Below are 19,477 nucleotides of genomic sequence, written 5' to 3' on the forward strand. Positions count from 1 at the left end.
AAGGCGGCCTTATGCCATCGATCGGGAGCAAATCAAAGTTTTTTTGCCAGCGCTTCCGCCTCGACATCCGAGGCAGCGCGGCTGCGCAGCCGAAGCCGATGCTCGCGATGGACTATGTAAAGGCCGCTGGCGACGATGATGGCGGCCCCCAGCAGCGTCCAGCGGTCGGGGAACTGCTTGAAGACGATCCAGCCGGAAATGATCATCCACACCATCTGCGAATAGGGATAGGGCGCCAATGCCGTGGTCGTCGCCAGCCGATAGGCCTGGACCAGCAGCCAGTGGCCGACGGCGCCGAATACGCCGAGCATGAGCAGCACGAACCAATGCCAGCCATCATTCGGCAGGGAGAATGAAAATGGCAGGAGGGGCAAAAGCAGCAGCGCCGGGGCGAGCGCCGAGAACAGGATGAGGCTTTCCGACGTCTCGGTTGCCGACATGCGGCGCGTCATGATGACGTAGAAGCAGTTCGACAGCATCGAACCGAGCGCGAAGAGGTGCCCGACACCGAAGACACCTACGCCTGGCCGGGTGATGATGAGAACCCCGGCGAAAGCAGCCAGGATCGCCAGCCAACGCCGCCAGCCGGCCCATTCGCCCAGCAGCGGACCGGCAAGTGCCGTGATCACCATCGGCCCGAAGAAATAGATCGACGTCGTCTCCGCCAGTTGCAGCGACCGCAGCGCCAGGACGTTGAAGATGGTCGAGCCGAACAGGAACAGGCCGCGCAGGACATGCGCCGGCAGGTTGGCCGGGCGAAACCGCGCCGGCTCGCGCCAGCCGCGCAGCAGCGCGCCGACCAGCACCACATGCACGGCAAAGCGCACCCAGGCGACGATCAGCACCGACACGCCGGCAAGGACGAGATATTTGCTTGAGGTGTCGAGGAAGGTGAAGCAGACATAGGTGGAAAGCATGCACAAGATCGCCACCGGCGGCGTCGCGCTTTCGACATATCGTTGGGGAGCACTCACTTGCAGGCCGGGGAAAAGCTGGGCTGGAGCCCACCTTTGCGGGAATTGTCGCTTGCCGGCAAGCCAATTGTCGCCCGCTGCCACGCTAAAGCCGGCTGGCACAACAATAGAGGCCGGCAGGCTTAGTCCAAGCTTTCCACGCTAGGCATGCATGCGGGCGCCCTTGGTGATCTTGTCGACCACCTTCTTCTCGGTGCGGAGCGCGATGCCGACCACCTTGGCGTCGTCAGGCGCAGACTCGGCAAAGACGGCGCGGTTGGCCGCGTCAAAGCCGGTCGAGAACATCTCCTCGACATAGAGCGATGTCGTCACACCGCGCTCCAGCGTGCGCCGGTGGATCGTGCCCAGCGTCGCCTGGTCGGCCGAGAGCACGATGACCGGCTGGATCGACAGCGGATTGTAGTGATTGCCGGCTCGATCGCGATAGGGCTCGCCGATGATGTCCGGAAACTGGGCGATGATGCCGCTGGTCAGGAAAGCGGTGACGTTGAGTTTCTGCCAGACCGGCAGATCCTCCCTGAGCACGATTGCAAACTTGGTATCGAACATGTGACATTGACCATTCGAGGTTGCGCCCCGATTTCGAGGCTGAAGGAGACGATGTCGCACGATGTAGGCAGCCAGGCCTTCGAGGGTCTTGGACGTTTGTGCGTTGATGCGGCGGAAGACTGCATCATCTCCGCCACCGATCCTGCCGGCATGGAGAGGATCGAGGCGCGGTTCCATGGCAGCGCCTTCGAACTGCATCGCCACGACACCTATGCGATCGGGGTGACGCTGCATGGCGTGCAGACATTTCGCTATCTCGGCGCAACACGCCACAGCCTGCCTGGCCAGATCATCGTGCTGCATCCCGACGAGCTGCACGATGGCGGCGCCGGCACCGAGGACGGCCTGCGCTACAGGATGCTCTACCTGGAGCCGTCGCTGATGCTCGACTGCCTTGGCGGCGCATCACTGCCCTTCGTCCGGGACGGCGTGGTAACGGATGGCGCCTTCTGCGCAACACTGCTTTCGGCGCTGGGGCCGCTGGAACAGGAACTCGATGAGTTGTTCGTTGCCGACTTCCTCGCCCAACTGATGCAAAGCCTGACCCGGCATGCCGGCCAGCCGGCCAAGCCGATCGCGAGGACGGCGTGGCGGGCGGCGACGCTAACGCGTGACTATCTCGCGGAAAACTTCGCCCGCCCCGTGCATTCCGGCGAACTGGAGGCGATCACCGGGCTCGACCGCTATGCCTTGTCACGGCACTTCCGCGCCGCCTTCTCGACCAGCCCGCATCGCTTCCTGGTGATGCGCCGGCTTCAGAGCGCGCGGCGGATGATCGCCGCCGGCGAACCGTTGGCGCAGATCGCCATCGAGACCGGCTTCAGCGACCAGAGCCACTTTATCAGGCAATTCAAGAAGGCGTTCGGCATGACGCCGGGACGCTGGTCGTCGCTGATCCATGGATCCGCCGCGGCGGCGGCTTGATCGTTGCGCCGGGATCAGGCGATCATTCGTCCGACTCGGCGTCGTCGTCGATCAACACCAGTTCCTCGTTCGAGAGGTTGGCCTCGATGCGGGCAAGCAGCTTGAAAAGTGCCTTCTGGTCCTTTTTGTCGAGGCCCTTCAGCGCCTGCTTTTCGGTCTTCTTCACCGATTTCTCGATGGCGTGGATGATGTCGCGGCCGGTGTCGGTGAGGAAGATATGCGCCTGGCGAGCATCGGCCGACGAGGCGCGCTTTTCCAGAAAGCCCTGGGCCTGCAGCCGGTTGATGGTCTTGGTGATGGTCGGCGGGCGCACGCCGAGACGGCCAGCGAGATTGCCCGGCGTCTGGCCGTCTTCACGGTCGAGCGCCAGCATGATCTGGTCCTGGCCGGCATAGAAGCCGTGCGCCAGAAGCCGCGCCGCCAGCGCGGTTCTTGCCAGCCTTGCCGCCGAATGCAGCCGGCTCATTGTCGCAGTCTTGTCCGCCTTGGCCATGGTCATCCCTCTTCGGCCGTACCGGTGCGGGCAGCATAGAAGCTGCCAGCCGGTTGGCAATCGACGATAAAAAGAATCCGGCGTCCCAAACAGCTTTGCCGGCAAGCATTGCGGTGTCCGCCGTGGCTAATGCCAGATGATTATTTCAGTTAGATGACAAACGAGTTTCGTGGCCGGAGTTTTCGCCGCAGGCGAAGTACCGGCGCGGACCGCTCATCCTGCTTTCACCGCAATGATCATCAGCGCCTGATAGGCATCCGCCGCTTCGCGCAGCGCCGCCTGCGACTGCGGTCCGGCCTGCCTGGCGATGCCGTCGCTGGCGTTCGACGTGTCACGCTTGCCGGGCCGGTCATTGTAGGGCGCGACGGTGGTGAAGATCTGCTCGCTGAGACTGTCGGGGAAAAACAACTGGCCGGTCATCACCGAACTGTCATCAGGGACGACCTTGAAGTGGATGTGGGTTGTGCGGCCGCGATACCAGCCGGGATAGATGGTGGCGAAGGAAACGATGCCGCTGGCGTCGGTCCTTTGCCAGCCGCGCAGGAAGGCCTGGCCCGACGTGTCGACATCCCTGCCGTCGCCTTGTCCCGGGTAGCCCGAATAGGCGCCTTGCGCGTCGCAATGCCAGATGTCGACGCGGGCGCCGGCAAGTGGGCGGCAGGCCGCGTCAACGACCTGCAGCCTGACGGTGAGGGCGATGCCCTTCTTGCCTTCGGTAACATCGGCACGTTCGAGCTTCGGATCGAAATAGAACGGTCCCTCGGTCACCTCGGGAGTAATGGTGCAGACGCCGGCGCCGGTTTCGAACAGGGCCAATCCGGCATAGGGCGAGGGCTCCGAAGACTGGGCGGCCATTGCCGCGCCCGGCAGGAAGGCACCACCTCCGGCGGTCACCGCGATCAGGCCAAGCGCCTCGCGCCGGCTCAGCAGGAAAGAGGATGGCTTGCCGGACATATCGTGCCTCTCGAATTGGCTTCGCATTGCCTACGGCGTCGTGATCCAGCTTGTGACAGCGGCTGTCGCCGATGAAAATCAGGCAATGGCGGCAAGCCTGTTTGGCCCATCGGTTTGCCTCGTGCAAAAGAGCGGCACACATCCTATATGGAGCCGACAATCCCTTTTTCGAGGGCCGGATTTTTCGAGGCTCAAATTCTTCGAGGCAGCCATGAGCGACGCACAGACGCAGATCCCCGTAACCGTTCTCACCGGCTATCTCGGCGCCGGCAAGACGACGCTGCTCAACCGTATCCTGTCGGAAAACCACGGCAAGCGCTACGCTGTCATCGTCAACGAATTCGGCGAAATCGGCATCGACAATGACCTGATCGTGGAATCCGACGAGGAAATCTACGAGATGAACAATGGCTGCGTCTGCTGCACGGTGCGCGGCGACCTGATCCGTGTCGTCGAGGGCCTGATGCGCCGGCCAGGCCGCTTCGACGCCATCGTGGTGGAAACGACCGGTCTTGCCGATCCGGTGCCGGTGGCACAGACCTTCTTCATGGACGACGACGTGCGCTCCAAGACCAGGCTCGACGCGGTGGTGGCGCTGGTCGACGCCAAGCACCTGCCGCTGCGGCTCAAGGATTCCAAGGAAGCCGAGGACCAGATCGCCTTCGCCGACGTCGTCGTGCTCAACAAGACCGACCTCGTCACCCCGGAAGAGCTCGCCAAGGTCGAGGCGACGATCCGCGCCATCAACCCGGCGGCGAAGATCCACCGCACCACCCGCGCCGGCGTTGCCCTGTCCGAAGTGCTCGACCGCGGCGCCTTCGACCTGTCCAGGGCGCTGGAAAACGATCCGCATTTCCTCGAAGCGCATGACGACCACGATCATCACGATCACGATCATGATCATGATCACGACCACCATCACCATGATCATGACGGGCATGATCATCACGATCACGCGCATCCTTCCGACATCCATGACGTGACGGTGCAGTCGGTATCGCTGCGCGGCGGCGAGATGGACCCGAAGAAGTTCTTCCCGTGGATCGAGAAGATCACCCAGATGGAAGGCCCGAACATCCTGCGGCTGAAGGGTATCATCGCGCTCAAGGGCGACGATGAGCGCTATGTCATCCAGGGCGTGCACATGATCATCGAGGGCGACCACCAGCGTGCCTGGAAAGACGGCGAGAAACACGAAAGCCGGCTGGTGTTCATCGGACGCGAACTCGACGCCGAGCGGCTGAAGAAGAGTTTCGATGCCTGCCAGGTCGCCTGACCGCAGCCGATGCCGCGTTTGCTCGATCTCTCCGATGATTTTCTGATCATCGGAGACGTTATCCGACTTTCCGACAATTATGATCTCGGGCCGGGCTCCGGCCCGGTCGATCTGCTGATCTTCGATCCCCACGAAGACGATGCCGGGCTCGGTCTCATGGTGACATCCGGCTACAAGGCAGGTCTGGTCTTCGCGGTGCTGCCCGAGGAAAGCCGGTTCGAGAAAAAACCTGGACTTTCGAAAGCCTGGCTGATCGAAAACTGGGACAAATGGTTCGTCTTCACCTATCAAGGCGGCCCGGTTCCGATCGAGGGAACCGTCATCCTGCGCTGGAACGAACGAATGATTGTTGAAACCCGCCATGCCGACCGTCGCCCCGCTTGATCTCGAAGGCCATTGCGTCGCCGCCGTCTTCCTCGGCGACGTGCCGCATTTCGCGCTGGCCGACGGCGCCGTCCATCGGCTCGACCATGGCCACAAGACAGTCCAGGCCAATGACGGGCTGCTCGCCGCCTTCCATGATGCGGCCAATGACCGGCTGATCACCGGCGGCGAGGACGGCAAGGTGTTTGCCGTTACCGCTGGCGGCAATGCCGCCGAGTTGGCAAGCGCCGGCAAGAAGTGGGTCACCAGCGTCGCCGCTGGGCCGCAGGGCGCCATCGCCTATGCGACGGGCAAAACGGCCTTCGTGCGCTTCGCCGACGGCAAGACTCGGGAATTCGTCCATCCGCGCTCGGTCGAGGGCTTGGCCTTCTCGCCCAAGGGCATGCGCTTCGGCGTTGCCCGCTACAATGGCGCGACGCTGCATTTCCCCGCCGCCGAGGGCAAGCCGGTGGAACTCGAATGGGCGGGCGCCCACACCGGCATCACCTTCTCGCCCGACGGCGCCTTCCTCGTCACCACAATGCAGGAAAACGCACTGCATGGCTGGAAGCTCGCCGACGGCAAGCACATGCGCATGACCGGCTATCCCGGCAAGGTCAAAAGCCTGTCGTGGAGCGTGAAAGGCAAGTGGCTGGCGAGTTCCGGTGCGCCGGCGGCGATCGTCTGGCCGTTTTCAGGCAAGGACGGGCCGATGGGCAAGGCGCCGCTGGAACTTGGCACGCGCGGCAACGCCATGGTGACGGCGGTCGCCTGCCACCCGAGCCAGGATGTCGTGGCCGTCGGCTATGACGACGGCATGGTGATGGCGGTGCGTTTTGCCGACGCCAAGGAAGTGCTGTTGCGGCGACCGGGCAAGGGCGCCATCACCTCGATGATGTGGGACAGGCAAGAACGCCGCGTCGCCTTCGGCAGCGCGGCCGGCGACTGCGGCGTCATCGACATTTCGGCCTGAAGCCCCGCGCCATCGGGGTCAAACCCGCCACGATGCTTGCGCGCTGCCCTTCTTGAGCGCATGCTTTTTCCGTTGGACAAGCTTCCGATGGGAGGAGACCTTGCCAAGCACGGTTACGCTTCATGCCTGGGCGACGCCGGCATTTGTCGGCGGCTCGCCGGTCGACCATACCTGGGTCACCACCTACGACAACCAGCAGCATCACTATGCCAATGCAGCCGCTGTCGCCGCCGCCGGCAAGGACTACTGGTTCTGTTGGGGCAGCTATCATCCAACCGGTGGCGTGCCTGGGAATCCGACGGGAACTCTGGGCAAGCAGTCCGGGCATCTGGCGCTGGCGCGATGCCTCGTCCAGTCGAATGCGGATTCGGCGACAGTTCCCGCCGCGCAGGGAACCATATTGATCTACGGCATCGATGGCGTCTGCCACCAGCTTGCCAATCAGGTGCTCTACGCGACCACCGGGACGCGGCTGACGGTGAAGAAAGCGCGTGGTTATGGGGCGAGCAGCTTCCTATATGGGACCTATGGGCTGCGACACGCGGCGTGGGCCAGCAAGATCCAGCATTGCCTGGGAACGAGTGCCCTGGCGGCCGGTGGAGCGGGCGGAGTGACCAAGATGCAAGGATTGCCCGACGATTTCGAGGAGCACGCGCGATCGGTGCTCGGCGACGAGGAACCAGAACTGCTGGCCAAGCTCCTGTCGCTGAAGGGCGAGGTGCAGAATTTCACGGCGCAGCGAATTCCAGGCTTTGCGCCGCCGAGCCCGGAAACGATCAATGCGCGCAACCAGCATTTGATCGATCAGGCAGCCTTGCTGCTTGGCCCCAGGCACTTCGAACGCGTGTTCGGCTTTCCGCCCGGCGAAAAGATCAATCTCGTCGATCCGTCGGTGACCTCCCGGAAATAGCGCGCCGCCGCTGTCATATCGCATTTGCGCGCTGCCGCATCCGACCGATCTACTCGGCGCCGCAGGATACAGTCCCGCTCAGATTTGCGGGTTTGCCGTCGCCGTCCTTGTCAGCCGTGCTGTCGTAGACGGCAAGCTTGTAGTGTCCGTCATAGACGCCTTCGTCGCTGGCCTTGGTCAGGATCGTGAGTTCGACCGAACTGTAGGTGTTTGCGACCTGATGCTCGCGGTAGATGTTGAGCCGCAGTTCCTTGTCGTCGAGCCAGTACTGGGTAAGGCTGGAATCCTCGAACACCGTCTTGCGCAATTCATCGCCGGCGGGCCTTGCCTTGATTTCGAGGTCGCCGCGAAAATTGAAGGTCGGGCCGCCCATGCCCGTGGTGACGCCGGCATCGACCTGGAATTTCACCGCCGCATCGTCGACGGAACACCAGATGCCGCCGGTGGCGAAGGCCGTGCCGGCCGACAGGAACAGCCCCAATCCGCAGATGATCGACCGCATTTTCCCCCACGCCGCCCATTGTCGTCCGCATTGGCGCTGACTTCGCCAACCGGGTCAAGCGGTCGCCGCCAGTGGCTGAGCCAATGCAGGGCGGACGCGCGGCCAATTGCGGTTACGGACCCTCATTGGCTAAGAGTGACCGACCAGAGGGGGTTCCATGCACAGCAGCGACACTTCAAGGACCATCGGCGGCATCGGCCGTGATCGCATTGCCGAATTGCGCGAGACCGAGGGGGCTGCCTTCCGCAAGGCGCGGCCGCAATCGCAAGCGAAGGTCGGCAACGGCCTGCCCGGCTTCTTCGGCGGCGTGCCGATGCACTGGATGAACGACTGGCCGACGCCGTTTCCGATCCTGGTCGACAGCGCCAGGGGTGCAACGATCACCGATATCGACGGTATCAGGCTTGATGATTTCTGCCTTGGCGACACCGGCTCGATGTTCGGCCATTCGCCGCCACCGGTGGCGCGCGCCATCCGCCGCCAGGCCGGGCGCGGCCTGACCTATATGCTGCCTTCGGAAGACGCGCTCGCCATCGGGCCGCTGCTGCAGCAGCGCTTCGGCCTGCCGTTCTGGCAGATCGCGACGACGGCGACCGATGCCAACCGCTTTGCGCTGCGCGTTGCCCGCGCCGTCACCGGCCGCGAAAAGATCCTCGTCTTCAACGGCTGCTATCACGGCTCGGTCGACGAGACGATGGTGCGGCTGATCGATGGCAAGCCGGTCAACCGGCCCGGACTGGCGGGCGAGTTCCGCGACCTGACCCGCACGGCGAAGGTGATCGAGTTCAACGATGTGGCCGCGCTGGAAACCGCCCTGAGGGACAAGGACGTGGCTTGCGTCATCGCCGAGCCGGTGCTGACCAATTCCTGCATGGTGCTGGCCGATCCGGGCTTCCATGATGCGCTGCGCAGACTGACGCGCGCGGCCGGCACGCTGCTGTTGATTGATGAGACGCATACGATCTCGACCGGTCCCGGCGGCTACACGAAGAAGTATGGGCTGGAGCCGGACCTGTTCGTGCTGGGCAAGCCGATCGCAGGCGGTGTGCCGGCGAGCGTGTGGGGCATGAGCGATGACGTTGCCTCACGCTATGCCGCCTACAACAGGAGCAAGGAACCCGGTTATTCCGGCATGGGCACGACCCTGTCAGCCAACCCGCTGCAGTTCGCAGCGATGCGCGCCACGCTCGAAGAGGTGATGACCGTCGAGAATTATGACCGCATGGATCATCTGGCGCGGCGGCTCGATGCCGGGCTGACCGGGGTGATCGACCGCTACCGCTTGCCCTGGCATGTTGCCCGCGTCGGCGCGCGCGTCGAGTTCATCTGCGCACCTGGCCCCTTACGGAATGGCGCCGAGGCGGAAGTGGCGCATGCGCCGGAACTGGAGGCGGCCATCCATGTCGCGCTGGTCAATCGCGGCGTGCTGATCGCCCCCTTCCACAACATGATGCTGATCTCGCCGGCGACCACTGGTGCCCAGGTCAACCGGCTGATCGCCGCCTTCGGCGCGGTTGCGGCAAAGCTTGCGGCGTGAGACAAACGACCATGGATAACCCCAATGCCATCGCGAGCTCACCTTCGGGCTCGACGCCCACCGAGGCGCAAGCCTTTCTCGACGCCCATCCCGAGATCGAAGCCTTCGATATCGTGCTGACCGACGCCAATGGCGTCGGCCGCGGCAAGATCGTGCGCCGGCACGAGCTGAAAAGCATCTTCGAGGGCGGCCGCCATATGCCGATCTCCATCCTCGGCCTCGACATCACCGGCGAGGATGTGCACGAGACCGGACTGATCTGGACGACCGGTGATGGCGACCTGCGCGCTTGGCCGATCCCCGGCACGCTGGTCCCGCTCTACGGCACAAACCCACCGCGCGGCCAGTTGCTGATGGCGATGTACATGCTCGACGGCCGGCCGATGTCGTCGGATCCGCGGCTGGCTCTGGCCCGGCAGGTCGACATATTGGCATCCAAGGGCCTCTATCCCGCCGGCGCCTTCGAGCTCGAATTCTTCCTGCTGGCGAATGAGCGCGACGCCGACGGCAAGGTGCAGCCGGCGCGCGCCGTGCTCGACGGCCGCATCTCGGGCAAGACCGAGGTCTATTCGGTCGATCATCTGCACGGCATGGAGCCGCTGTTTTCCGACATCTATGCCGCGGCCAGGGCACAAGGTATCCCGGCCGAGACCGTCATTTCCGAATATGCGCCCGGCCAGTACGAATTGACGCTGCACTACCGCAAGGATGTGATGCGGGCGGCCGACGATCTCGTCATGCTGAAGCGGCTGGTGCGGGCGCAGGCGCGCCGCCATGGCGTCACCGCCTGTTTCATGGCCAAGCCGATCGAGAAATATGCCGGCTCGGGCATGCATTTCCACGTCTCGTTGCAGGACGGGGCCGGCCGAAACGTCTTTGCCGAATCCGGCGGCGAGAGCTGGTCGTTGCCGCTGCTGCAGGGGCTCGGCGGCCTGATCCAGACGATGGCCGAATCGATGCTGGTGTTTGCCCCGCACGCCAATTCCTGGCGGCGTTTCGTCTCGCAATCCTATGCGCCTGTGGCGCCGACCTGGGGCGTCAACAACCGCTCGGTGGCGCTGCGCGTGCCCGCGGGCGACGCCAAGAACCGGCGTATCGAACACCGGCCGTCCGGCGTCGACGCCAACCCCTATCTGATCGCGGCGACCGTTCTCGCCGGCATCATCAAAGGCCTCGACGAAGGTCTCGATCCCGGCCCGGAAACCACCGGCAATGGTTATGAGGCAGCGGTCACGCGTACGACCATGCCTGTCGACTGGCGCGCCGCGATCGAAGCGGCCAGGGGGTCGGCGTTCCTGAAAGAGGCGCTCGGCGAGGACCTGCACCGCACCTTCGTGGCGATCAAGCAGTCAGAATATCTGCGCGTGGCGCGCACGGTCAGCGAGCTGGACTATCACCTCTATCTGCACGAAGTCTGATGGCTGAACGATCCGGCGGCGATCACTTTTTCGCCGCCCGCATCAAATGAGGTAGCACGGCGGTCGTTTGGAACATATCATGAACGAATGTCCGCACTCACTGTTCACGAAAAGCTGGCGATTCTCTCGGATGCCGCGAAATATGATGCGTCGTGCGCTTCATCGGGTTCGGCCAAGCGCGATTCGCTGAAGTCCGGCGGCATCGGCTCGACCGAAGGCATGGGCATCTGCCATTCCTATGCGCCGGATGGCCGCTGCATTTCGCTGTTGAAAATCCTGCTGACCAATTTCTGCATCTACGACTGCAGCTATTGCATCAACCGCTCGTCCTCCAATGTGCGGCGGGCCCGCTTTACCGTCGACGAAGTGGTGAAGCTGACCATGGATTTCTACCGGCGCAATTACATCGAGGGCCTGTTCCTGTCCTCAGGCGTCATCCGCTCGCCCGACGAGACCATGGGTGAGATGGTCGAGGTGGCGCGGCGGCTGCGGCTGGACGAGAAGTTCGGCGGCTACATTCATCTGAAAACCATCCCAGAAAGCTCGGCTGAACTGGTCGAGAAGGCAGGCCTCTATGCCGACCGGCTGTCGATCAATGTCGAGCTGCCGACCGACGAAGGGGTGAAGAAGCTGGCGCCGGAAAAGAAGCCGGAAACGATCCGGCTTTCCATGGCCCGACTGCGCCAGAAGATGGAAGAAAAGGCCGAGCCAACACTGCGGACCAAGAAACGCGAACGCTTCGCGCCGGGCGGGCAATCGACGCAGATGATCGTCGGCGCCGACAAGACATCCGACGACGGCATCCTGCACACCAGCGCCCGGCTCTACGGCAGCTACCATCTGCGGCGCGTCTACTATTCCGCCTTCAGCCCGATCCCGGATTCGTCGTCGTCCCTGCCCCTGCAGAAGCCGCCGCTGATGCGCGAACACCGGCTCTATCAGGCCGACTGGCTGATGCGGTTCTACGGGTTTTCGCAGCCGGAAATCCTGGCCGGCAGCAGCGACGGGATGCTCGACCTCGCCATCGACCCCAAGCTCGCCTGGGCGCTGCGCAACAGGGGATTGTTCCCCGTCGACATCAACCGCGCCGAACGCGAGGTGCTGTTGCGCGTGCCGGGCCTCGGCACCAAGGTGATCGCCAAAATCCTGGAGACCCGCCGCCACCGACGTCTGCGGCTCGAGGATGTCGGGCGGCTTTGCCAGTCGATCGCCAAATTGCGGCCGTTCATCATCGCCGAAGGCTGGTCTCCGGGCGCGCTCACCGACAAGGCTGGCCTGCGCGACAAGATCGTGCGGTCTTGCGAACAACTATCGCTGTTTTGACCACGCAGCCGGGGGAGTTCGATCTTGCCAGATACAATGTACGGCTCGACAGCGAGACCGATTTCGCCGGCTGGCGCGACGCGGCACGACGGCTGGCACTGAACGAGATCAGGCCCGAGGACATCAGCTGGCATGTCGCGGCCGGTTCAGAACGGCGGCCAAGCGATTTGCCGGGTGTGCCTGCCGGCACGCAACTTGTGGTGCCGCGCGAGTTCATCGGGCATGCGGAGACCGCCTTCTGCCATTCCGACCCTGGCCGTTTCGCCTTTCTCTACCGGTTTCTGTTGCGGCTGCGCAGCGAGCCCAAACTGCTGGCGATAGCATCGGATCCTGACACCCGACGCCTCGAAGCCATGGAGAAGGCGGTGCGGCGCGACAGTCACAAGATGCACGCCTTCGTGCGCTTCCGGAAGATCGGCGCCGGCGGAGATGAGCGCTATGTCGCCTGGTTCGAGCCGGATCACTTCATCGTCGAGCGCAACGCGGATTTCTTCGTCAGGCGCTTCACCGGCATGCGCTGGACGATTCTGACGCCACATGCGTCAGCCGATTGGGATGGCGAAAGACTGGCGATCGGACCGGGCGCCGCCAGGGGCGATGCGCCGGTACAGGACGACACCGAGGCGCTGTGGCGAACCTATTTCGAAAACATCTTCAATCCGGCACGGCTCAAGGTGAAGGCGATGCAGAAGGAGATGCCGAAGAAATATTGGCGGAACCTTCCCGAGGCCTCGCTCATTCCAGAATTGATCGCAGGAGCCGACAAGGCCGCCAAGGACATGATTGCGAAGATGCCGACGACGCCAGCGCCGCACCATGCCAAGGTGCAGGCCAGGCATTGGCCAAAGCGCGAGCCAGCCGTGACGGCGGAAGGCGATGGCGCCAGCACCATTTCCGAATTGCGCGAGGCGGCGAAGGGTTGCCGCCGCTGTCCGCTGTGGCGCGACGCGACACAGACCGTGTTCGGCGAAGGGCCCGATGGTGCGAGGGTAGTCTTCGTCGGCGAACAGCCGGGCGATCAGGAGGATCTTGCCGGCAAACCTTTCGTCGGTCCGGCGGGCAAAGTGTTCGACGCCATACTGGATGACGCAGGCGTCGACCGCCAGAAAGTCTACGTCACCAATGCGGTCAAGCACTTCAAGTTCGAGCCGCGCGGCAAGCGCCGCATCCATTCCAAGCCGAATGCCGGCGAGGTTCAGGCCTGCCGCTGGTGGATCGACAGGGAATTCGAACTGATCAAGCCGGATCTCGCCGTGGCGCTCGGCGCTACGGCGGCACTGTCCTTACTGGGCAAGGCAATCCCAGTGACGAAGATGCGCGGCCAGGTGATCGAGCGCGAGGATGGCTTGCGCGTGTTCGTCACCATCCATCCCTCCTTCATCCTGCGGATCCATGAGCCGGCGGACAAGGACGCCGAACGCGAGCGGTTCCTGAAAGATATGAGAGAGGTGAAGCGGCTTATGGCTGCTTGATCAGGCTGTCGGTTAGCGCCGCCCCTCATTGTCCTGCCGGACATATCTCCCCGTATAGTGACGGGGAGAAAGACGCTGCCATCGGCGCTTTCGCCAAATACCAACGTTGCATTAAGGGCGCCGAGAGGCGGTCAGTCCCCTTCTCCCCGTCACTATACGGGGAGAAGGTGCCGGCAGGCGGATGAGGGGCAGCGCGAACGCTTACGTCAAGAGCGTTGCACAGCCTCTAACGAATGAGCATCGCCCGAAGATCATTCACATTCGTGCCCGTCGGGCCTGGCACGAACAGGTCGCCAACCGCATTAAACGCCGTCCAGGCATTGTTGCCGGCCAGCATGGCCTTGGCGTCCACACCCGCCGTGCGCATGCGCGAAACCGTCGAGCCATCGGCGAAGGCGCCGGCATTGTCTTCCGAACCGTCGATGCCATCCGTGTCGGCGGCCAGCGCATAAACACCTTCAGAGCCATTGATGCCAATGGCGAAGGCGAGAAGGAACTCGGAGTTGCGGCCGCCCTTGCCCTTGGCACGCAAGGTCACCGTGGTTTCGCCGCCGGACAGGATCAGCACCGGCTTTTGAAATGGCCGATTGCGCGTCGCCACTTCGCGCGCGATTGCCGCATGGACGCCGCCGACCTCGCGCGCCTCGCCTTCGATGGCATCCGAGAGGATGACGGCATCGATACCTTGCCGTTTCGCTTCCATTGCCGCCGCTTCCAGCGATACGCCGGCCGAGGCGATCAGGTGCACCTCGTTGCGCGAAAAGCGCTGATCATCCGGACTTGGCGCATCGGCGGCTGGCGAGCTGATATGTGCCATCACCGCGGCCGGGAGCTTCATGCCGTAGGTGGCGATCGAGGCCAGAGCGTCCACGCGGCTGCCGATATCGGGAACGGTCGGGCCGGAGGCGACCAGTGCTGGATTATCGCCGGGGATATCGGAAACGACCAAGGACACCACCTTGGCAGGCCAGGCGACCGCGGCGAGCCGGCCACCCTTGATGGTGGAAACATGTTTGCGGATGGTGTTCATCGCCGCAATCGGCGCACCCGAAGCGAGCAGCGCCTCGTTGACGGCGATCTCGTCGGCCAGCGTCAGGCTTCCAGCCGGTGACGGCAAGAGCGCGGAGCCGCCGCCGGAAATCAGCGCCACTACCAGATCATCCGCAGTCAAGCCTTGAACTTTGGCGAGCAGGCGGCGCGACGCTTCAAGCCCGGCGGCGTCCGGCACCGGATGCGCCGCCTCGATGATCTCGATGCGCTCGCATTTGGCGCCATAGCCATAGCGGGTGACGACCAACCCTTCGATCGGCCCGTCCCAGACCTTCTCGAAAGCCGCCGCCATCTGCGCCGAGCCCTTGCCCGCGCCAATGACGATCGTGCGACCCCTGGGCTTGGCCGGCAAATGATCGCGAATGGTCCGCTCAGGATCGGCAGCAGCGACGGCGGCGTTGAAAATGGACGTGAGGAAGGCCTTGGGGTCGATATCGGTCATTTTGCTTCCGGCGGCAACGCAAGCTCTTGGCGATCGAGGCCCAGATGGGCGCACAGCGCGTCGACCACGACGCCATGATCCTCGCGCTCCGGCAGCCCGGAAACGGCGATCACGCCAATGACACCGGCGCCCTTGACCGTGACCGGAAAGCCGCCGCCGGCCAGTACAAAGTCCGATATGTCGAGGCCTTCACCGACCTTGAAGGTGCGGTCGGGGCGCTGCTGCTCCAGCACCATGCGGTAGGTGCTTCGCAGGAACCGCTTGACGACATTGATCTTGCGCCGCGCCCAGTCGGGATTGGAAGCGTTCGAGCCCGGCATCGCGGCATAGAACAGCGGCCGGTCAAAGGTCCTGATGTCGACGATGATTGGCAGGTTCCCGGCGAGCGCGCGGTCGCGGATGGCCGAACCTATCTCGAAGGCAACCGCCTCATCGAAGGCTGGAAAGACAAGAACCTCTTCCTGTCTCTTGATCAGAGCGATGTCGTCAGCAACGGCCATGTCGTTCCCCTGTCAACTTCGCCGCACGCTTTGGCCGATGGTTGCCGCCGGGTCAAGCGAGGAACTCGTCGCGGTGTTCTAAATCGCGATATCGGCCTTGGCCGGCCGGCCCGCCACATAGACCTCGCGCACGGCGCGGTCGTCGCCGAGCGTCTGCAAGAGAAACAGTTCCTGCGCCAACGTCTCGACCGTTTCCATCCTGAGCCGCATCGCCGGCGTGGCGCTGGCATCCAGCACGACGATGTCGGCGTCGCTGCCTTCGTCCAGCGTGCCGATCCTTTCCGCCACCGACAGCGCCTCGGCATTGCCGCGCGTCATCTGCCAGAAGGACTGGAACGGGTTGAGCTTCTCGCCGTTCTGCGCGATCACCTTGTAGCCCTCGTCCATGGTGCGCAGCATGGAATAGTTGGTGCCGCCGCCGACATCGGTGGCGGCAGCGATTCTGATCGGCTTGTCGCGGCGGCGAAAGCGCTGGTAGTCGAACAGGCCGGAGCCGAGGAACAGGTTGGAGGTCGGGCAGAACACCGCCACCGAGCCGCTGTCCGAAAGCGCATCCGCCTCACGCTCGGACAGATGGATGCAATGGCCGAACAGGCTCTTCTTCCCCAACAGCCCGTAGTGTTCGTAAACGTCGGTGTAGTCGCGCGACCACGGATAGAGCTCCTGCGTGAAGGCGATTTCGGCATGATTTTCCGACAGATGCGTCTGCATGTGCAGGTCGGGATGTTCGCGGCGTAGCGCGCCGGCCATCTCCATCTGCTCGGGCGACGAGGTGATGGCGAAGCGAGGGGTAATAGCATAAAGCTGCCGTCCCTTGCCGTGCCATTGCGCGATCAGCGCCTTGCTGTCGTCATAGCCGGACTGCGGCGTGTCGAGCACGCCGTCGGGCGCATTGCGGTCCATCATCACCTTGCCGGCGATGTTGAGCATGTTGCGGTCGTGCGACTCGGCGAAAAAGGCTTCGGCAGAAGCCTTGTGCACCGAGCAGTAGGCGGCGACCGTCGTGGTGCCGTGGCGCACCATCTCGTCGAGGAAGAGCCGTGCGATGCGGCGGCCGTGCTGCGCGTTGGCGAATTTCGTCTCTTCCGGGAAGGTGTAGGTGTTCAGCCAGTCGAGCAACTCCGCGCCGTAGGAGGCGATGACCTGCATCTGCGGGAAATGCACATGTGCGTCGATGAAGCCCGGCAGCAGCAGATGCGGCCGGTGGTCGATTCTTTTCGCCGCTTCGCCGGCGTGTTTCTCGACTTGCGCATAGGCGCCGGCGGCGATGATTCGGCCATCGCGGATCAGCAGGCCGCCATCCTCCTCGTAGCGCCAGGCGGAATGGTCATCGATGGTCTCGGGCCAGCGTACAAAGGACAGCGTGCGGCCGCGCAGAAGTGTCGAGGTCATGCTTACTTTCCCGCGCCTTCGAACCAGGCCACCAACAGCGCCCGCTCCTTGTCGGTAATCTCCGAGACGTTGGCGGGCGGCATGGCGTGGCTGCGGCCGGCCTGCAGATAGATCTCGCGGGCGTGGTTGGCGATGTTGGCGTCGGTATCGAGCATCACGCCCTTGGGCGCATGGTAGATGCCCTCATAGACCGGCTCCGCCGCGTGGCACATCGAGCAGCGGCCGAGCACGGTGTCGCGCACGGCCGGGAAATGCGCCGAGGCGACATAGACCTGCGACGACGACGATTGCTTGGGTTCGCCGGTCAGCACCTTCGGCACGGTCGACAGCCAGATGATGATGATGAACAGGACGAGGGCGCCCAGCCATGTCCAATGCGGGTTGCCGGCACGCTTGTGCACGGTGTTGAAATAGTGGCGGATCAGCACGCCGATGATGAACACCAGCGAGGCGATGACCCAGTTGAACTCGGTTCCGAACGCCAGCGGATAGTGGTTCGACAGCATCAGGAACAGAACGGGCAGCGTCAGATAATTGTTGTGGAGCGAGCGCTGCTTGGCGATCTTGCCGTATTTCGGGTCGGGCTTGCGGCCGGCGATCAGGTCGGCGACGACGATCTTCTGGTTGGGGATGATGACCATGAAGACATTGGCCGACATGATCGTGGCGGTGATGGCGCCCAGATGCAGGAACGCGGCGCGGCCGGTGAACAGGTGCGTCAGCCCCCAGGCGATGAAAACCAGCACGCAGTAGAGCACCAGCATCAGGCCGGTGTCGCTCTTTCCCAGTGGCGAGCGGCACAACAGATCATAGACCACCCAGCCGACGCCGATCGTTGCCACCGACAGCAGGATGCCAACCGGCACCGACATGGGCAGCACATTGGGATCGATCAGGAACAGATCGGCCCCGGCATAGTAGACGACGCACAGCATGGCGAAGCCGGACAGCCAGGTGGCGTAGGATTCCCATTTGAACCAGGTCAGGTGCTCGGGCATTTCGGCCGGCGCCACCAGATATTTCTGGATGTGATAGAAGCCGCCGCCATGCACCTGCCATTCCTCGCCAAAGGCGCCGACGGGCATGCCCGGACGCTGGCGCAGGCCGAGATCGAGCGCGACGAAATAGAAGGACGAGCCGATCCAGGCGATGCCAGTGACGACGTGCAGCCAGCGCACGGCGAAACTCAGCCATTCCCAGAAAATCGCGAAATCCATCATTGAAGTCGTCCCTGCCGATCACGCGACTTTACGGGCTGGAGCGCAAACGGAAAGAGGCGAGGTGCACGATGACTTTCAAAAAAAAATGGAAAATACTACAGCGCCGCGCGTCCTCTTGGACGCGCAAAGGACGCTGTAGGACTTTTTAGCTGGTGCATGATCCTTTCCGAAAATCGATTCCGATTTTCGGGGTCATGCACTAGGCTGTTCCCACGCAGCCACATGAGAGCCACGAAACAGTATGGCCTATCTCGACAACATCGCCGTCTTCGTTCGCGTCGTCGAACTCGGCAATCTGTCGGCGGCCGGGCGCGACATGCGCATTTCGCCGGCGGTCGCCTCCAACCGCATCAAGGAACTGGAGAAGCATCTTGGGGTCAGGCTGTTCAACCGTACGACACGGCAGTTGATGCCGACCGAGCACGGCACGGTTTTCTACTCTGGCGCCAAGCAGGTGCTGGAAGCGATCACCGAGGCGGAAGCGGCGGTCTCGGCGCTGTCCGGCCAGCCGCGCGGCACCATCCGCGTCACCGCACCGCTTGGCCTCGGCCGGCGGCTGGTGGCCTCGGGCATTCCCGATTTCCACGACAAATATCCTGATATCGAGGTGCGGCTCAGGCTCTCGGACCACAATGTCGACATCATGAAGGAAGGCATCGATGTCGCCTTCCGGCTCGGCATCATCGAGGATTCCAGCCTCAGGATGCGCGGCATCATGGAATGCGAGCGCGTGCTGGTGGCGGCACCGAAATATCTGGAGGCGCGCGGCGAGCCGACGGAACCGCAGGAACTGATCGGCAAGAAGCACGACTGCCTGATGCTGCGCTATTCCGGCGCGCGCGAATATGTGTGGACTCTGCAGACCCCCACCGGTCCGCAGAAATTCGAGGTGCATGGTCCGTATGATACGGACGATGGCGATGTGCTGACCGGCTGGGCGCTGTCCGGGCGCGGCATCATCAACAAGCCGCGCTTCGAGGTGGAGCCGTTCATCCGCGACCAGCGGCTGAAGGTGATCCTGAGCAGCACGCCGCCGACGCCGGTGCAATTTGCCGCCGTCTACCCACACAAAAAGCTACAGGACCCGAAAGTGCGGCTGCTGCTCGACTTCATGGCGGAGCGCTGCCAGCGGCTGATCAACGACCTTCTCGCGGGCAAGTGATGGCTGGCCGGCAAGAGACCGGCGGTTGGCCCAGTGCCGGCGG

At 63.5% G+C, this 19,477-nt stretch carries 19 protein-coding genes; 10 read left to right on the plus strand and 9 right to left on the minus strand.

Annotated features, from left to right (window positions below):
- Positions 1 to 32: 32 nt before the first annotated feature.
- Both NR193_RS02045 and NR193_RS02050 read right to left on the minus strand, forming a co-directional pair.
- On the minus strand, positions 33 to 917 hold the full coding sequence (locus tag NR193_RS02045; RefSeq protein WP_256749212.1) for a DMT family transporter: 885 nt from the start codon (positions 915 to 917) through the stop codon (positions 33 to 35).
- A gap of 198 nt (positions 918 to 1,115) precedes the next feature.
- Positions 1,116 to 1,523: a DUF2000 family protein gene (locus NR193_RS02050; RefSeq protein WP_256749213.1), complete on the minus strand. Its 408-nt coding sequence runs from the start codon at positions 1,521 to 1,523 to the stop codon at positions 1,116 to 1,118.
- 51 nt (positions 1,524 to 1,574) lie between these two features.
- Here NR193_RS02050 and NR193_RS02055 point away from each other — a divergent pair, with 51 nt between their 5' ends.
- Complete coding sequence (locus NR193_RS02055; protein WP_256749214.1) at positions 1,575 to 2,447, plus strand: AraC family transcriptional regulator; 873 nt, start codon at positions 1,575 to 1,577, stop codon at positions 2,445 to 2,447.
- A 22-nt stretch (positions 2,448 to 2,469) separates the two neighbouring features.
- On the opposite strand, the gene NR193_RS02060 is transcribed toward NR193_RS02055, so the two are convergent.
- Both NR193_RS02060 and NR193_RS02065 read right to left on the minus strand, forming a co-directional pair.
- On the minus strand, positions 2,470 to 2,940 hold the full coding sequence (locus NR193_RS02060; RefSeq protein ID WP_032921461.1) for a MarR family winged helix-turn-helix transcriptional regulator: 471 nt from the start codon (positions 2,938 to 2,940) through the stop codon (positions 2,470 to 2,472).
- Between the two features lie 213 nt (positions 2,941 to 3,153).
- A complete protein-coding gene (locus tag NR193_RS02065; RefSeq protein ID WP_256749215.1) occupies positions 3,154 to 3,894 on the minus strand; it encodes an intradiol ring-cleavage dioxygenase in 741 nt (246 codons plus the stop codon).
- A gap of 211 nt (positions 3,895 to 4,105) precedes the next feature.
- Between NR193_RS02065 and NR193_RS02070 the strand changes: the two genes are divergently transcribed.
- The 4 genes from NR193_RS02070 to NR193_RS02085 all read left to right on the plus strand — a co-directional run bounded on the left by NR193_RS02070 (position 4,106) and on the right by NR193_RS02085 (position 7,416).
- Positions 4,106 to 5,170 (plus strand): GTP-binding protein, encoded by a 1,065-nt coding sequence (locus NR193_RS02070; RefSeq protein WP_256749216.1) that lies wholly within the window; start codon positions 4,106 to 4,108, stop codon positions 5,168 to 5,170.
- Positions 5,171 to 5,179: 9 nt separating this feature from the next.
- Entirely contained in the window at positions 5,180 to 5,554 is a 375-nt protein-coding gene (gene imm45 / locus NR193_RS02075; RefSeq protein ID WP_256749217.1) for an Imm45 family immunity protein, read from the plus strand.
- On the plus strand, positions 5,532 to 6,506 hold the full coding sequence (locus tag NR193_RS02080; RefSeq protein WP_256749218.1) for a WD40 repeat domain-containing protein: 975 nt from the start codon (positions 5,532 to 5,534) through the stop codon (positions 6,504 to 6,506). The genes imm45 and NR193_RS02080 overlap by 23 nt, the downstream gene beginning before the upstream one ends.
- 100 nt (positions 6,507 to 6,606) lie before the next feature.
- A complete protein-coding gene (locus NR193_RS02085) occupies positions 6,607 to 7,416 on the plus strand; it encodes a hypothetical protein (protein ID WP_256749219.1) in 810 nt (269 codons plus the stop codon).
- Positions 7,417 to 7,465: 49 nt separating this feature from the next.
- Here the strand turns inward: NR193_RS02085 and NR193_RS02090 are convergent, their stop codons facing one another.
- On the minus strand, positions 7,466 to 7,918 hold the full coding sequence (locus NR193_RS02090) for a hypothetical protein (protein WP_256749220.1): 453 nt from the start codon (positions 7,916 to 7,918) through the stop codon (positions 7,466 to 7,468).
- Positions 7,919 to 8,075: 157 nt separating this feature from the next.
- On the opposite strand from NR193_RS02090, the gene NR193_RS02095 reads away from it, so the two are divergent.
- From NR193_RS02095 to NR193_RS02110, 4 genes are all read left to right on the plus strand, one after another.
- Positions 8,076 to 9,455, plus strand: a complete 1,380-nt coding sequence (locus NR193_RS02095; RefSeq protein ID WP_256749221.1) for an aspartate aminotransferase family protein — start codon at positions 8,076 to 8,078, stop codon at positions 9,453 to 9,455.
- Between the two features lie 11 nt (positions 9,456 to 9,466).
- Complete coding sequence (locus NR193_RS02100; RefSeq protein ID WP_256749222.1) at positions 9,467 to 10,873, plus strand: glutamine synthetase family protein; 1,407 nt, start codon at positions 9,467 to 9,469, stop codon at positions 10,871 to 10,873.
- Between the two features lie 87 nt (positions 10,874 to 10,960).
- Positions 10,961 to 12,196 (plus strand): putative DNA modification/repair radical SAM protein, encoded by a 1,236-nt coding sequence (locus NR193_RS02105; protein WP_256749223.1) that lies wholly within the window; start codon positions 10,961 to 10,963, stop codon positions 12,194 to 12,196.
- Positions 12,172 to 13,668, plus strand: coding sequence for a UdgX family uracil-DNA binding protein (locus NR193_RS02110; RefSeq protein ID WP_256749224.1), 1,497 nt, complete (start codon positions 12,172 to 12,174; stop codon positions 13,666 to 13,668). Before NR193_RS02105 ends, NR193_RS02110 begins: the two co-directional genes overlap by 25 nt.
- A gap of 226 nt (positions 13,669 to 13,894) precedes the next feature.
- Here NR193_RS02110 and NR193_RS02115 read toward each other — a convergent pair whose 3' ends face one another.
- The 4 genes from NR193_RS02115 to NR193_RS02130 form a co-directional block, all read right to left on the minus strand.
- On the minus strand, positions 13,895 to 15,160 hold the full coding sequence (locus NR193_RS02115; RefSeq protein WP_256749225.1) for a glycerate kinase: 1,266 nt from the start codon (positions 15,158 to 15,160) through the stop codon (positions 13,895 to 13,897).
- Entirely contained in the window at positions 15,157 to 15,660 is a 504-nt protein-coding gene (locus NR193_RS02120; protein ID WP_256749226.1) for a heme-degrading domain-containing protein, read from the minus strand. The genes NR193_RS02115 and NR193_RS02120 overlap by 4 nt, the downstream gene beginning before the upstream one ends.
- A gap of 78 nt (positions 15,661 to 15,738) precedes the next feature.
- Positions 15,739 to 17,052: a guanine deaminase gene (gene guaD / locus NR193_RS02125; RefSeq protein WP_256749227.1), complete on the minus strand. Its 1,314-nt coding sequence runs from the start codon at positions 17,050 to 17,052 to the stop codon at positions 15,739 to 15,741.
- Between the two features lie 2 nt (positions 17,053 to 17,054).
- A complete protein-coding gene (locus NR193_RS02130) occupies positions 17,055 to 18,272 on the minus strand; it encodes a urate hydroxylase PuuD (RefSeq protein WP_256749228.1) in 1,218 nt (405 codons plus the stop codon).
- Positions 18,273 to 18,513: 241 nt separating this feature from the next.
- On the opposite strand from NR193_RS02130, the gene NR193_RS02135 reads away from it, so the two are divergent.
- Positions 18,514 to 19,434 carry a LysR family transcriptional regulator gene (locus NR193_RS02135; protein WP_091580992.1) on the plus strand — a complete coding sequence of 307 codons (921 nt, stop codon included), beginning with the start codon at positions 18,514 to 18,516 and terminating at the stop codon, positions 19,432 to 19,434.
- Positions 19,435 to 19,477: the final 43 nt, after the last annotated feature.

The organism is Mesorhizobium sp. Mes31 (genome assembly GCF_024519675.1).
Lineage (GTDB): Bacteria > Pseudomonadota > Alphaproteobacteria > Rhizobiales > Rhizobiaceae > Mesorhizobium.

What these genes read in the sequence shown, in the direction of transcription:
- NR193_RS02060 (WP_032921461.1), bottom strand. Translation starts at nt 2,940, where the DNA reads ATGGCCAAGGCGGACAAGACTGCGACAATGAGCCGGCTGCATTCGGCG.
- NR193_RS02105 (WP_256749223.1), top strand. Translation starts at nt 10,961, where the DNA reads ATGTCCGCACTCACTGTTCACGAAAAGCTGGCGATTCTCTCGGATGCC.
- imm45 (WP_256749217.1), top strand. Translation starts at nt 5,180, where the DNA reads ATGCCGCGTTTGCTCGATCTCTCCGATGATTTTCTGATCATCGGAGAC.
- NR193_RS02130 (WP_256749228.1), bottom strand. Translation starts at nt 18,272, where the DNA reads ATGATGGATTTCGCGATTTTCTGGGAATGGCTGAGTTTCGCCGTGCGC.
- NR193_RS02070 (WP_256749216.1), top strand. Translation starts at nt 4,106, where the DNA reads ATGAGCGACGCACAGACGCAGATCCCCGTAACCGTTCTCACCGGCTAT.
- NR193_RS02055 (WP_256749214.1), top strand. Translation starts at nt 1,575, where the DNA reads ATGTCGCACGATGTAGGCAGCCAGGCCTTCGAGGGTCTTGGACGTTTG.
- NR193_RS02090 (WP_256749220.1), bottom strand. Translation starts at nt 7,918, where the DNA reads ATGCGGTCGATCATCTGCGGATTGGGGCTGTTCCTGTCGGCCGGCACG.
- NR193_RS02100 (WP_256749222.1), top strand. Translation starts at nt 9,467, where the DNA reads ATGGATAACCCCAATGCCATCGCGAGCTCACCTTCGGGCTCGACGCCC.
- NR193_RS02045 (WP_256749212.1), bottom strand. Translation starts at nt 917, where the DNA reads ATGCTTTCCACCTATGTCTGCTTCACCTTCCTCGACACCTCAAGCAAA.
- NR193_RS02050 (WP_256749213.1), bottom strand. Translation starts at nt 1,523, where the DNA reads ATGTTCGATACCAAGTTTGCAATCGTGCTCAGGGAGGATCTGCCGGTC.
- NR193_RS02095 (WP_256749221.1), top strand. Translation starts at nt 8,076, where the DNA reads ATGCACAGCAGCGACACTTCAAGGACCATCGGCGGCATCGGCCGTGAT.
- NR193_RS02115 (WP_256749225.1), bottom strand. Translation starts at nt 15,160, where the DNA reads ATGACCGATATCGACCCCAAGGCCTTCCTCACGTCCATTTTCAACGCC.
- NR193_RS02065 (WP_256749215.1), bottom strand. Translation starts at nt 3,894, where the DNA reads ATGTCCGGCAAGCCATCCTCTTTCCTGCTGAGCCGGCGCGAGGCGCTT.
- NR193_RS02135 (WP_091580992.1), top strand. Translation starts at nt 18,514, where the DNA reads ATGGCCTATCTCGACAACATCGCCGTCTTCGTTCGCGTCGTCGAACTC.
- NR193_RS02080 (WP_256749218.1), top strand. Translation starts at nt 5,532, where the DNA reads ATGCCGACCGTCGCCCCGCTTGATCTCGAAGGCCATTGCGTCGCCGCC.
- guaD (WP_256749227.1), bottom strand. Translation starts at nt 17,052, where the DNA reads ATGACCTCGACACTTCTGCGCGGCCGCACGCTGTCCTTTGTACGCTGG.
- NR193_RS02120 (WP_256749226.1), bottom strand. Translation starts at nt 15,660, where the DNA reads ATGGCCGTTGCTGACGACATCGCTCTGATCAAGAGACAGGAAGAGGTT.